At 40.7% G+C, this 13,092-nt stretch carries 11 protein-coding genes; 7 read left to right on the forward strand and 4 right to left on the reverse strand.

Annotation, left to right across the window (positions count from 1 at the left end; genetic code table 11):
* Positions 1-200 precede the first annotated feature (200 nt).
* The gene (locus LC605_RS26395) at positions 201-443 is read left to right on the forward strand and encodes a DUF2281 domain-containing protein (protein ID WP_229550459.1); all 243 of its coding nucleotides are present in this window, start codon (positions 201-203) and stop codon (positions 441-443) included.
* On the forward strand, positions 440-844 hold the full coding sequence (locus tag LC605_RS26400) for a PIN domain-containing protein (protein WP_229550460.1): 405 nt from the start codon (positions 440-442) through the stop codon (positions 842-844). Before LC605_RS26395 ends, LC605_RS26400 begins: the two co-directional genes overlap by 4 nt.
* Before the next feature lie 102 nt (positions 845-946).
* On the opposite strand, the gene LC605_RS26405 is transcribed toward LC605_RS26400, so the two are convergent.
* Entirely contained in the window at positions 947-3,163 is a 2,217-nt protein-coding gene (locus LC605_RS26405) for a recombinase family protein (RefSeq protein ID WP_229550461.1), read from the reverse strand.
* 87 nt (positions 3,164-3,250) lie between these two features.
* Between LC605_RS26405 and LC605_RS26410 the strand changes: the two genes are divergently transcribed.
* Both LC605_RS26410 and LC605_RS26415 read left to right on the forward strand, forming a co-directional pair.
* Positions 3,251-4,594 carry a proton extrusion protein PcxA gene (locus tag LC605_RS26410; RefSeq protein WP_229550462.1) on the forward strand — a complete coding sequence of 448 codons (1,344 nt, stop codon included), beginning with the start codon at positions 3,251-3,253 and terminating at the stop codon, positions 4,592-4,594.
* A gap of 143 nt (positions 4,595-4,737) precedes the next feature.
* On the forward strand, positions 4,738-6,009 hold the full coding sequence (locus LC605_RS26415; protein ID WP_229550463.1) for a murein transglycosylase A: 1,272 nt from the start codon (positions 4,738-4,740) through the stop codon (positions 6,007-6,009).
* A gap of 488 nt (positions 6,010-6,497) precedes the next feature.
* Here LC605_RS26415 and LC605_RS26420 read toward each other — a convergent pair whose 3' ends face one another.
* The 3 genes from LC605_RS26420 to LC605_RS26430 form a co-directional block, all read right to left on the reverse strand.
* Positions 6,498-6,731 carry a DUF3134 domain-containing protein gene (locus LC605_RS26420; protein WP_229550464.1) on the reverse strand — a complete coding sequence of 78 codons (234 nt, stop codon included), beginning with the start codon at positions 6,729-6,731 and terminating at the stop codon, positions 6,498-6,500.
* A 200-nt stretch (positions 6,732-6,931) separates the two neighbouring features.
* Entirely contained in the window at positions 6,932-7,360 is a 429-nt protein-coding gene (locus tag LC605_RS26425) for a hypothetical protein (protein ID WP_229550465.1), read from the reverse strand.
* A gap of 642 nt (positions 7,361-8,002) precedes the next feature.
* Complete coding sequence (locus tag LC605_RS26430) at positions 8,003-8,173, reverse strand: hypothetical protein (RefSeq protein ID WP_229550466.1); 171 nt, start codon at positions 8,171-8,173, stop codon at positions 8,003-8,005.
* Between the two features lie 280 nt (positions 8,174-8,453).
* Between LC605_RS26430 and LC605_RS26435 the strand changes: the two genes are divergently transcribed.
* From LC605_RS26435 to LC605_RS26445, 3 genes are read left to right on the forward strand one after another with little or no spacing between them, the layout of a single operon-like run.
* Positions 8,454-9,074, forward strand: coding sequence for a hypothetical protein (locus LC605_RS26435; RefSeq protein WP_229550467.1), 621 nt, complete (start codon positions 8,454-8,456; stop codon positions 9,072-9,074).
* Between the two features lie 14 nt (positions 9,075-9,088).
* Positions 9,089-9,460, forward strand: a complete 372-nt coding sequence (locus LC605_RS26440; RefSeq protein WP_229550468.1) for a hypothetical protein — start codon at positions 9,089-9,091, stop codon at positions 9,458-9,460.
* Positions 9,414-12,161 (forward strand): hypothetical protein, encoded by a 2,748-nt coding sequence (locus LC605_RS26445; protein WP_229550469.1) that lies wholly within the window; start codon positions 9,414-9,416, stop codon positions 12,159-12,161. Before LC605_RS26440 ends, LC605_RS26445 begins: the two co-directional genes overlap by 47 nt.
* Positions 12,162-13,092: the final 931 nt, after the last annotated feature.

The following is a 13,092-nucleotide window of genomic DNA, read 5'->3' on the forward strand; positions in this document are numbered from 1 at the left end:
AGAAAAGTAGCGGTGAAACTGGGATTTAATCTTAGTGGAATCAGTAGCGGCGAATTGATAGCGCCTTTGAAGATCCGTTTGTGGACTCTTCAAGAATCCCCGTCCCTTTAGGGCTGGGGAGTATCAAGGCAGAACAAGTTTTTCATCCTAGTCAATAATAAGTATTAAATTTACTAAATTATCAGAGGTAGGTAGTAAAGATGAGTGCAGAACAAGAATTATTAACCAAGTGGCGTTCCCTTCCACAAGACAAACAGGAAGAAGTTTTAGATTTTGTTGAATTTCTTCGCTTGAAAACCTCTGCAAATAAAACTCCCTTGGGAGAACGTTTACGCCAAATTCGCTCTCTTATTGTTGCTTCCGGTGAACCTTTGTTAAGTCGAGATGAAATAGAAAAAGAAATTGCTAGTCGTCGTGGTGGATTACAGGAAACTGACGCATGAAGATAACTTTTATTGATTCTGGAGTGCTAGTAACTGCGGCGCGTGGTGTGGGAGAAGATTCAGAGAAAGCTTTGGAAATTTTAGCAGATTCAAGCCTCGAATTTGCTTCGAGCGAATTTATCAAAATGGAGGTAATACCTAAAGCAATTTACAATCGAAAAACAGCAGAAGCTGAATTTTACAAATCATTCTTTAGTGCCGTCACTTACTGGTCTAACGATATACAAAAAGTAATGCAAGATGCTTATAACATTGCTTGTCAGTATGGTTTAGCAGCTATGGATGCGCTTCATGTAGCTGCGGCGTTGTCAGTTGGTGCAGAGGAATTTGTGACAACTGAGAAAAAAACAAAGCCTATGTTTAGGGTATCTAGTATTAAAGTAATTTCTATTTTTGATTAATTGTTTATTACAGATGTTACCACCATACATTGTAGCAGATGCCAGTGTCCAAGCTGGATTTATCCCCTTTCCCTGCATCCTCTTGACAAAAGTGCAATCACTCTAACCTTTCACGAATGCACAAGCATTCACTAAGGGTAACAGCGGCCCTAGTTGTTCTTGTCCATTCACTGCTAAATCGCTGTGACACAAATAAACTCTCTGGGATACACGAGACAATAAATCTGTCAAAATCCTTCGTAGTCTTTGTTCTTGTGCCAATTTCTCATCTTCTGCTGTCCAAGGTTCGCCTAATCTGTCTCGCAGGAAAAACGGCGCACCAAATAAAGTCGCCGCGCCACCTTTCGCCCACAAGGGTGAACCAGCATCTAGCCAAAAATGCCACTGGTGCGATCGCCTACTAGAACGATATTGAAATATAGTTGCTAAGGTGACAGCCTTTCTCGCTGCACCAATGGGACGCACAGGGTAAGGGTTGGCGGTAATTGTACCACGTCGCAGTAGTTGAATAAATTCGGCAATAGTTGTGTAGGGCGTTGTCTCAACTGGGGCAATTTGTCGTAGTCTGGTGTCAATTTCCCAGTAGTGTTGAGCGGTTTCTAATAATTCCCGCAGTGCTGCTAGTTGTTCGTAGGGGAGATTGCTACCATTCCACAAAAAACGTTGAATTGCTCTATCTAAAAGGGAAATAGGACTGGGAATTAACCGCAGTTCTTGTTGCGATCGCTGCTGTTCTAACCACTGTAATATCTCATTATAGGCTGTAGTCGCTGCATAGCCGATTCGATCCCAGCGCTCGAAGGCTGATACTGGTAGCAAGTTGGGGCGATCGGGATGGGGTACGAAGCAGTAATCTGCAATCAAACCAGCGCGTACCGGGTCAATATGAGTTGGGAGTGGGGAGTTGGGAGTGGGGAGTGGGGAGTGGGGAGTGGGGAGTGGGGAGTTTTCTGGTGGTTGTTGTTTCTGGCTCAATACAACCAGCATTTCTGCCACAGCATCCCGATCTACCAAGCGTCCCAAGCCGGGATAAACTAGTGCCAGCATCGTTAGTAATGCGCGAATCACAGGTGAACTAATTAGGGGACGTTGGTCATTGAGCGATTCTACCTGAATGTTTTGCTTGACGAGGATTTCTATTAGAGTGTAACGAGCGATCGCATCTAAACCTGGTGCAATAATCGCCACTTCTTCTGGTTGCACTTGCTGTGATTGGATAGCATTAGCAATAACTTCTGCTGTTTGCCGCAATAGTTGGGCGCGGGAGGTGGTTTGAATTGAATACACCGTTTTTGGTAAACTCAACAGTACCATCGGTTCTGTGACTAATTCCACCATCTGTTTTGCAAGTTGCTCACCAAGAGACTCAGAAGGCAACCCGTTCAAAATTTCTACCCGACAACGCTCTGCTAACCCTTCTAGGTAATTGGGATCTGCTCCCAATCCCAATCTCACTCCACCGTCGGGATTGTAGCTAAAGGCCCCGACTGCGCCTTGATCTAATAGCAACTCAAACAAAAGACGCGCTACGCTAGGATGATCATCAACATCATCCGCCAGTACTGCTTGATAGCGTTTAATTAGGTGCTGCTGGTAATTGCGATCGCTTAACAAATGCTGACTATAAAGTTCAGTAATAATCCCATAAGTTAGCAAACCCCTCTCTAAACACCACTTACGCCAATCTAAAAGCAAAGACGCCAGAAATTCCGGGTCTAAAGTTGTAGTATTTTCCCCCAGACCTCTTGCCAAAATCTGGGCAATATCTTCGCAAAGTACACCACTGTAAGCTGCTAATTGCAATAAGTCTAGAATGCGACGCACCAACCGAGATTCATTCACTCCCGCCAGACGTAAAATTTCTTCGTCTAATTGGGAACGCCAGAGTTTAGTTGCTAACTCTTGTTCCGTTTCTGGCCGCAATCGTACCGGAAACTGTGCTTTCAGGTGCAACGAGTTAATTAGCAAAGGCCAAAATAAAATAACTTCATCCTGGAAAAAACCTAGCGGTGTCTTGGCACGAACCGGATATTTCCCTAATGTAGATGTAACAATTCTATCTCCCAATTCACGACGATTATCATCATTGGCAGCTAAGACTAAAACTCCTGGTTCTGTTTGTTTAAGATCTAAAAATTCGGGTATGCGTTCGCCTTTGGCGTTGGCTTCGCCAGCGCCTTTTTTACCTCTCTGATTTTTAGTATAAATTGATTCAGTATATTGATTTTCCGATTTTACCCAACTACCAAATTGCTCAACTAAACGAGCCGTCTTACCACTGCGGCTAGTGCCAACAATCCAAACCGAATGAGAAACCACAAACTTTCTCCTTGTAGATTTGCTAGTATACCTAATGCGTTAACTTAAGGTTAAGAATCACCAAATAATGCTGGATGATTGTCTCTAATGAAAAACTCTGTTTTTAGTCAAAAAATCTATTCTTTCTTACTTGCTGCTTATCGATGGTACTTAGTGACTCCTGAACGTTCTTTACATGAAGCTTACGATGCAGCATTAAAGATTAAGGAAATAGAAGATAAGCATTTCAATGGTAATAAAATAGACATTGACTCAGCCATGTACAGTAACAGTGTGATGGATTATTTTGAGTCAGACCTAAAAAAGCTATTAAAAATTGCTAGGATGCGGCTAACGGAGTTTAGAGCAAGCCGTTGGTTTCTTAATGAAGACAATCAAAAGGCTGCTCAAAAAACAGGTATAGAGTATCTTAGTCCTTCTTTAGTTTTGGAAAAGCTAAACTTTATCGATCACGTTATATCCAAATACACAACAATTTCTGATCAAATAACTTCTAAAGCTTTAGTAGTCAAACCTCCAAATCTACCAGTAAACTCTGTGATATCTGACGATAAATCGCTGCTCGTCAATACTCCAACGTTACCACCAAAAATACCAACTCAAGACTCCGATAAAAAACCAAAATTCAAGCGAAAAGTCGATACAACAGGCATTTTACCCCGCTCTATATTAAGTACTATCACTCGGTTACAAGTTGAATTAGATCCTAATTCGGAACAAGAGGTAATTCAGAGTTTTCGTCAGACTCAAAGAAGAACAATAATATCTATCAGATTTATTTTACTATTAATTATAATACCACTTTTGACGCATCAGATCGCAAAAGCTTTCGTAGTCGGGCCAATTGTTGAGCGGTTTAGAAGCACTGAGCAAATACAGATATTTCTGAATTCAGAAATGGAAGAAGAAGCCCTAGCAGAATTACAAAGATATGAAGAAAGGCTCAAATTTGAAAATCTCATAAAAGCTCCTGCATTCTCATCTGAGAAGATGGAAATTGAGCTAACAAAGAGAGCTACTGAGCTTGCTGAAGAATTTCGTCACGAAAGCTCTAATGCTATCAAAAATGTTTTTGCAGATATTTTCTCGGTGATTGCTTTCATCTGGCTCTTGGTTGTCAGTAAGTCTTCTATTGCTGTGCTAAAAGATTTCTTTGATCAGATTGTCTATGGCCTTAGTGATAGCGCTAAAGCATTTATCATCATTTTGTTTACCGATATATTTGTAGGATTCCACTCTCCTCATGGCTGGGAAGTAGTTTTAGAAGGTGTATCACGCCATTGGGGATTACCAGCAAATAGAGATTTTATCTTCTTATTTATTGCTACATTTCCGGTGATTTTAGATACCATTTTCAAATACTGGATATTCCGATATTTGAACCGGATATCGCCTTCTGCTGTTGCTACTTACCGGAATATGAATGAATAGGGAGTGGGGAGTAGAGACGCGATCAATCGCATCTGTGGGGAAGAATTTTTGCAGGTCTATTTCATCCCAATACTGCGTAGGTTTTGCATAAAAAATACAAATGTGTAGGTTGGGTTGAGGAAAGAAACCCAAAATTAGTTTTGATGAAAAAGACACTTGCTGGCTTAGGAAAGTTTAACAAAATTATCGCTATCAGTTTACCTGTGGTTTTGTCGATTTTGCTGGTGCGGATGCAATCTTTGGCGCATCGAGAACTTAGTCCGCAAGAATGTCGTGTAAAAAAATGGGATATACCAGTGCCCTTGACTGCTGAAAAGCAAAAAGCACCATTAATCCAGAGAATACCAATTACTTGTTGTCAAGGTGATACCTCTTGCTTCGATGAAGTACTCTATAAACAAATAACAGACAAAAAGGCACTGATGAGGGCGATCGCTCGCAGTCTCCAATACCTGCAAACAGCTAATGCGGCGGTTGCTTATCAAAACTATCACGTAGCTGGGATTACGCGCGATCGCGTGTTAAAAAGCTTGAAAAGATTTCGTGAACTCCTATTAAAAACTAATTCTGCAACAGAATTACATCAAGCCATCGAGCGGGAATTTGTGCTTTACCAGTCAGTCGGTAAAGACACCAAAGGTTCCGTTTTATTCACCGCCTATTATGAGCCACTTTACGCAGCCCGTCGCGTCCCCACAACAGAATATCGCTATCCTGTTTATCGATTACCTCCTGATTTCAACTCCTGGCCTAAGCCTCATCCTACACGGGAAGAATTAGAAGGGGCAGATGGTTTACAAGGCGCACAAGGGAAATTGCGAGGATTAGAGTTATTTTGGTTTCGCGATCGCCTCGAACCATATTTAGCTCAAATTCAAGGTTCGGCGAGACTTCAGCTTCCCGATGGGACTCAAACAACAATCGGTTATGCCGGTAATACCGCTTATAATTACAAAAGTATTGGGCGAGAATTAATAGATGATGGCAAATTACCGCTAGAAGGTGTAACTATGCCAATTATTCTCGACTATTTCCAAAAGCATCCCCAAGAATTAAATATTTATATTCCCCGCGATCGCAGCTTTGTTTTTTTTCAAGAAAATCATGGTCAGCCAGCCCAAGGTTCTATCAACGTACCATTAACAGCAGAGCGTTCCATTGCTACAGATAAATCTCTCATGCCTCCTGGTGCTTTAGCCTTGATTCGTGCTTCCATACCCTTTGTTAATCCTACCGGAAAAATGGAGGAGCGCATCATTAGTCGCTATGTTCTTGACCAAGATACCGGAGGCGCAATTAAAGGTGCAGGTAGAGTCGATTATTTTTTAGGTACTGGGAAATTAGCAGGCGATCGGGCTGGTGTTACAGTCAGCAATGGACAATTATTTTATCTATTACTCAAGTCGAATAATTAAACACACTCGCCTTTTAATATTAAGAGATGATTTATAAATTAATATTTACTTTCTAAATGACCTCTAAAATTCCCGACTTTTTAGACAAGCTAAAAAACATCTAATTTGCATAATCGAATTAAATATAACTCTTGTGGGGTGGGCCGAAAAGCTCGCTCAGTATATGCAATTTAAATGTCCAACAGCTTAAGTCGGGAATCTTAGCATTTGGGCGTAAATTCAACACCCATTTCAAATCAATAAAACCCTTGCGGTATAGTAATTACGAATTACCCTACTAGACTGATGCGCGTCTAGATTGTACATTGCGATCGTTAAGACTGTCCTAAGTCAATTGGTCATCTGTCCTTTGAAATACAAATGACAAATGACAAATGACAAATAACAAATGACAAATAACAAATGACAAATGACAAATGACAAATGACAAATGACAAATAACAAATGACAACCTCACGAGTAAATATACAATTTAAATGCCTAACAGCTTAAGCTTCTAAATCCATCTCAGCATCGTCATCGTCATGATCATAAGGGATATCGTCAAGGTCTATCATTTCGGAAATTTCTTCTACTTCACTTAGGTACTCAGATTCTTGATGTTCACGCTCGATTAGACGACCAGTTGACTTTAGCCATTCCAAAAGAATAAACTCATTGCTTGTACGAATTACAGGCGCTCGCTGGTTACGAGGTTCTTCACGCAAAGGACTTATAGGCATAAAAAAAACTCACTTGGAATTACAGGTTAGCGTACAAAAACATCAAATTGTACATTTAGGTTAAAAGTCTTGTATAACAAGCCTTTTTCCAACAGACGAAATATGAAGCATTGAGTTTTTTATCTCAAGTTCGTCTAGTTACTTACCATTAAAATGTCTTCGCCTCAGTCCTAATAATAAATCTTCAAGGGGACGCGATCTCACAAGGCATTTGGTAGCTTGGCGAGAGTTTCATACATATCAGAGGGTAATGCAGACAATCTGTTGGCTACAGCGACTGCATCAGCTAAGTTGCTAAATTGACACCGGACTATATCTTGTCCATTTCCTGAAGGGAATCGCTTCCTAGCTTTGTTAGATACAGCACAAATAATCGCTAAAGCTTTGGCGAACCCATCTTTTGTCAATATTGTTTCTTGAGCAAACCCTTCAACAGGGATAAGGCAAACCTCAAACCGGTAGCCCGGTCTGGGAGAAACAGCTATGTCGATATATGGTTTATCTTCTTTCCTGATTCGGCGTAAATATTTGGCTGTCGAATTAGTATCATGCAAATCAGTCCCAAGAGCGTAAGTAAAAAAACAATCTTCTGTCAGGGATTCAGGACGGGTAATTATATCCGTTGGCATAAGTTCAATTACTATTCGTATATTGTCTGGGTTTGTGATCCACTTTACTGTCGAATCCTAACTTACTTAAGCAAAAGTCGCTGCCTAGATCAGCGATTTCTTGAATGAGTCGCTGATTTATAGCGGTTCTCAATTGCGTAGAATACAAACATAACAGCAACAGCCCTTAAGAGCTAACGTTGGAGACTAATCCTCAAAGCCTTTCTCCCTTTAGGAGAGAGGTGAAAATAAGTGTATTTCATTAAAACTAGAAGCGCTATAAATCTAGCTTCAGTAAGTACCATTCCCGTTTACTGTCCGTTTTTCTTAAGACGTTTTTTGACAGTTCGATGTATCAGTTTTACGCAATTTCAATACAGCAACATCAACTGACATAAAATACCTCCAGAATCAAAGGGCGTAGAGATTTAGATTCGGAGAGGCGTCCATATAGTCAGTCACATGACCGAAAATATTTCTCAACATATCTAATCATAACATAATTGACCATTGAACTTTTTTAGGACTAGCTCTTTCAAGGTGAGCATCTGTGTTACGTAAGAGTGCGGCAGGTAGTTTATTCTTTAAACGGGTAGTACTATCTAAGTAAATCGGTGAAAATAAATCAAACTATGTGACTAAACGTAAACAGGCTTAAAACCCTTACCAAGGAGGAATGACAAAGGACAAATGACAGCCATCACGAGTTATCTTTAATTGCGCCGACCTACTTACATAACCAATAGCACCCCTAGTACTTGCGATCGCAGTGGCTACACCACTATCACCAGTAGCGGCAGTAAAATTCCTTGGCCAAGCAACAGTTGTACCCACTCCTTTATTCCAGACATAAGCATACTGCTCGGTTAAGGAAAGAAAGTAGGCTGAAACCCTTGAAATCTCGTTGTCTCTAATGCCCAAAAGAGGCTTAACCGAGCAGTATTGAGATATATTTGATTTTAGAGAAATCTTAACTTTATAATACTGATATACAATATATAACTTTGCTACAAGTTCATAATTTGATTAATAATGTTAAAGCATGTTAAATTGTAGTTGCTGTGAATATTTTAAAATAAAGAGCAATTATAGTACACCATAGGAAAATTAGCAAATGTTCAGACAAAGTTCTCACGAGAGAAACTTTTTCAAAGCTTTAACTGGTAGTGCGGCGAAAGAATCTCACAAGTTAAGACTGGCATTGAAATCCTGTCTGACTATTCTGGTTGAATCTGTACCTTTTTTGATTGCTTGTGCTGTCTTCGTTAGCGTTATCAGCCTAAAAAGTCCTATCCTGCTCTTTTGTTTACTAGTTGGTAGTTTAATTGCAGTCATTACCCAGCAAATTGGGCAGCAAGTGAATTTACCAAGGCGATCGCTAATATTATTACAAATCTTAGCAGCAGCCGTAATTCTGAGTTTGTATTGGTTAGACTGGTTTGCAGCCCCCGCACAAGCACAGTTTTTTGGTGAAGCTGAAAGGTTTTTCAGAAGAACCTTACAAGATGGTTCAGGAAGCAATGCTGGAGGTGCCGACGCAGCAGTAAGTTTGATATTTAATGTGTTGCGGGCGATTTACTTACTCTATATTGCAATCTCCCTAGTTGGTGTGATTAACGCAGTGCGTAAAGATGAAGATTGGCAAAGTATCGCCAGAACTCCCCTATTAGTCGTTGTTGCTGTTACCATTGCTGATGTACTCACACGCTTTGTAATTGGCGATAACAGTAGATAATTTAGATATTTCAAATGTCTCAAGAGCGGGAACAAGAATTTCGTCCAGTCAATCAGGTTCTCGGAAGTCAACCTTCGTTAGGCCCAATTCCTGCCGATCAAATTCTTCCTTGGACGGTAATTGCCCTAGCCTCCTACTTTATTGTCAATGGAGTTTTTGGTGGTCTTTTCCAAGAAGAGTTTCAAAAATGGTTGTGGACAGTACTAATGACTGGTTGGGGAATCGGAACTTGGTGGATTTTAACTGGTGGTAGGAGTTGGAGTTTTTTAAGTAAATTTATTGGCGTTCCCGCTTGGACAAGAGGCTTTGCTCGTTATCAAAGCTTACTCGAAGTTAACCATGAAGCAAAAAATCGGAAAACAAAGCGTCGGCGTGGCCGGAAATGAAAGTAGATTAACGCCATTTGAAGATTCCTTGCACTTGGCGACAATGCTGCGTGTCGCCATGAATGGGCGTGATATTGGCGCTTACCTTTTGACAAAAGGCACTCAAAAAGATAGATTCTGCTTTGTTTTTGGTTTTGACTGTAAGGGAATTCATACCACCTTAAGATCCGAACAAATTGATACACTTTTTAATAATATAGAAGCTGGATTAAAAGATATCCCTAGCGGTGAGAGAATGACACTGCACTTGGGTTCTTTTAGTTCCGACAAAGAGCGCCAAAAAGAATTAGCAACACTAATTAGAAATACGCCATCACGAGATATCAAATATTTGTTGATGGCGGAGAGAGCCAGAATCAAAGAACTAACTATTTCTGGGATTCGGAAGCCGAAATTTTTGCGAATTTATGTCACTTACACCATTGAATCTAACTCGCAACACGCAGATGATTGGATAGAAAAGCTTTTAGTGAAAGCGGAATCCTGGTGGTTGAAATTCAAAGGTGATCTTTCAGATATAGAAAATCAACGCATTGAAACCCTGATTACAAATGCTTACAACCAGGGTTTTCTGCGCTGGGAACAAATTTTATCTAACAAAATGGGATTGGATGTCAAGCCTTTGACTGCTAATGAACTTTGGCAGGACATCTGGAAAAGGTTTAATGATACTGATCCGATAGATATTCCCCAGTTAATGACTTTAGATGAACAAGGACTGCACGAGCAAGTTAATTCCGATTTAGCTAGTACTAAATTGCTGATAGATAATATCCACGGCACAACTTTGCTGATGGAGTCTAGTGTACCTTGTGCCGATCGCCGTTGGGTTAACGTTAACAATCGTTATATTGGCACACTGTCGTTTCTGGAAAAACCCGGAGGTTGGGTGAATAAATCTGCCCAACTGCGCTATTTATGGGAACTGTTAGCCAGAGAAACAGTAGTAGATACAGAGATTTTTTGTGAGTTGACTGCGGCCAATCCAGCAATGGTGAAAACTACTCTGCAACGAGTGCTGAAGCAGTCAAACATGACGACAATTATGGCTCAAGAAAAAAGTAAAACTATTGATGTTAACGCTCAATTGAAGTTGAAGAAATCGGTAGCAGCACAAGAACAATTATTTGAAGGGGCAGTGCCGATTTATACGAGTGTTGTCATTTTGGTACATCGTCCAACTGTAGAGAAATTAGATGAGGCGACAAGATATATTGAAAACTGTTTTCAACGTCCAGCAAAGGTAATTAGAGAAACTGAATATGCCTGGAAAATTTGGCTGCAAACTTTACCCATAGTTTGGGAAGGTTTGTTAGCAACACCTTTCAACCGTCGCCAGCTATATTTAACCAGTGAAGTTCCCGGATTAATGCCTTTAGTTTTAACTAAAAAAGGTGATAAACAAGGCTTTGAGTTGATTGCTGAAGAAGGTGGAACACCGATACATTTAGATTTATTTAATCAGCACAAAAATTTAGCTTTGTTTGCCACAACTCGTGCTGGTAAGTCGGTGTTGGTATCAGGGATTTTAACTCAGGCTTTGGCACATGGTATTCCGGTTGTGGCGTTAGATTTCCCTAAGCCTGATGGGACATCTACTTTCACAGATTATACAGAGTTTATGGAGGCAAATGGAGCCTATTTTGATATCTCCAAACAATCGAATAACTTATTTGAACAGCCAGACTTACGATCGCTAGAACCAGAACAACAGCGCGATCGCTTTAACGATTATACTGCTTTCCTAGAATCAGCTTTAATGACAATGGTTTTAGGATCATCTACTGAAAGTCAAATTTTATCGCAAACCGTGCGATCGCTGCTCAATTTAGCTTTAGAAGCCTTCTTTGCAGATGAGGGCATCAAAGAACGATATCGACAGGCGATGGAGGGGGGATTTGGCACTCTTGCTTGGCAGAAAACCCCTACCTTAAAAGATTTTCTCTTTTTCTGTTCACCAGAACACTTGCAGTTAAGTTCTTTAACTGGTAGAGTCGAAGACGCTCTGAGTCAAATTCAGTTACGCTTACGGTTTTGGCTTTCTAGCCGCGTGGGACAAGCCATTTCTGCACCATCTAGCTTTCCTACCGATGCACAACTTTTAGTTTTTGCTCTCAGAAACCTATCAGATAGTGAAGATGCAGCCGTACTCTCCTTAAGTGCCTATTCAGCCGCACTACGACGCGCATTAAGTAGTCCAGCTTCCATATTCTTTATCGACGAAGCCCCAATTTTATTTGAATTCGAGCAAATTTCTGATTTAGTTGGCAGAATTTGTGCTAACGGCGCTAAAGCCGGTATCAGAGTCATTTTATCAGGACAAGATCCTGATACAATTGCCAAATCTAAAGCTGCATCTAAAATTTTGCAAAACTTGACAACGCGATTGATTGGACGCATTCAGCCAGTTGCAGTTGACAGTTTTGCAGAGATATTGAAATATCCCCGCCAAGTTATTTCTCGTAATGCTTCAGAAAGCTTTTTTCCCCGCAAAGAAGGCGTTTATAGCCAATGGCTACTAGATGATAACGGTATTTATACATTCTGCCGCTACTATCCAGGTTACGAACAATTGGCAGCAGTTGCTAATAACCCCTCTGAACAAACTGCACGTAGTAAAATGATGCAGTCTCACACCGATAAATATGAAGCAATCTCTGCGTTTGCACGTCAGTTAGTTGCTACTCTACGTAGTAGTTAATTGGTTAACATTGAGTCAAACAATTTGGGATTTTAGATTTCTGATAGCCTAGCGTTAGCGAGTCTTAGAAGATGTTTGAAAAGTCTAATTTATTACTGGCCCTGGCGACTATAGCGGTTCTCAATTGCATGGAATACAGACCTAACCCCCAGCCCCTTCCCTTCAAGGGAAGGGGAGTAAGATTCAAAGCCTCTCTCCTCTTAGGAGAGAGGTTTGGAGAGAGGTCAAAACTGTACTGCACCCAAGGGAGAACCGCTATAGAAGTCGCGGCTACACAGACAAAACCCACCGACCTGGGTTAAAAATCAATACAGTTCAGTTAAGGCTAAAACTCTTTGTCAAAGTCAATTTTGTTAACGAACCGCATTCGCGCAGCGTCTCGTCAGAGAAGGCCGCAAAGAACGCAAAGGAAGAGAAGAGAGAAGGAAGAAATGCTTAACCCAAGTCTATTGGGTTAAAAATCCTTGATTTTGTCTTAGTCCACGGAGGTGGACTTGGTTTGTGTAGTAGCGAATTCTATTCGCCCAATGCTTTTCAAACTGCACCCAGTTTTAGATGCAGGTTGGGGATTTTAGATTTGATAGCAGGTATAGCGGCCTTGCTCAAACCATTCCATTATCCAAAATCTAAAATTGACACGGTTAAAAAGCAATACGCTTGGGTTAAGGATAATTGTAGGTTGGGTTGAACTTTAGTGTTACCTAACAAACCCCGCTCTTCGGTTGGGTTTCGTTCCTCAACCCAACCTGCGCAATACAAGGTTGTTGACGCTAACTGAACCGTATTGGGTTAAAAAGCTAATTTTCTAAGTAAGTCGGTGAAAATAAATCAAACTATGTGACGAAACGTAAACAGGCTTGAAACCCTTACCAAGGACGAATGACAAAGGACAAATGACAGCCATCACCAGTTATCTTTAATTGCGCCGACC

The organism is Nostoc sp. CHAB 5836, assembly GCF_020829445.1.
GTDB lineage: Bacteria > Cyanobacteriota > Cyanobacteriia > Cyanobacteriales > Nostocaceae > Nostoc.

What these genes read in the sequence shown, in the direction of transcription:
- LC605_RS26395 (WP_229550459.1), top strand. Translation starts at nt 201, where the DNA reads ATGAGTGCAGAACAAGAATTATTAACCAAGTGGCGTTCCCTTCCACAA.
- LC605_RS26400 (WP_229550460.1), top strand. Translation starts at nt 440, where the DNA reads ATGAAGATAACTTTTATTGATTCTGGAGTGCTAGTAACTGCGGCGCGT.
- LC605_RS26410 (WP_229550462.1), top strand. Translation starts at nt 3,251, where the DNA reads ATGAAAAACTCTGTTTTTAGTCAAAAAATCTATTCTTTCTTACTTGCT.
- LC605_RS26415 (WP_229550463.1), top strand. Translation starts at nt 4,738, where the DNA reads ATGAAAAAGACACTTGCTGGCTTAGGAAAGTTTAACAAAATTATCGCT.
- LC605_RS26420 (WP_229550464.1), bottom strand. Translation starts at nt 6,731, where the DNA reads ATGCCTATAAGTCCTTTGCGTGAAGAACCTCGTAACCAGCGAGCGCCT.
- LC605_RS26425 (WP_229550465.1), bottom strand. Translation starts at nt 7,360, where the DNA reads ATGCCAACGGATATAATTACCCGTCCTGAATCCCTGACAGAAGATTGT.
- LC605_RS26435 (WP_229550467.1), top strand. Translation starts at nt 8,454, where the DNA reads ATGTTCAGACAAAGTTCTCACGAGAGAAACTTTTTCAAAGCTTTAACT.
- LC605_RS26440 (WP_229550468.1), top strand. Translation starts at nt 9,089, where the DNA reads ATGTCTCAAGAGCGGGAACAAGAATTTCGTCCAGTCAATCAGGTTCTC.
- LC605_RS26445 (WP_229550469.1), top strand. Translation starts at nt 9,414, where the DNA reads ATGAAGCAAAAAATCGGAAAACAAAGCGTCGGCGTGGCCGGAAATGAA.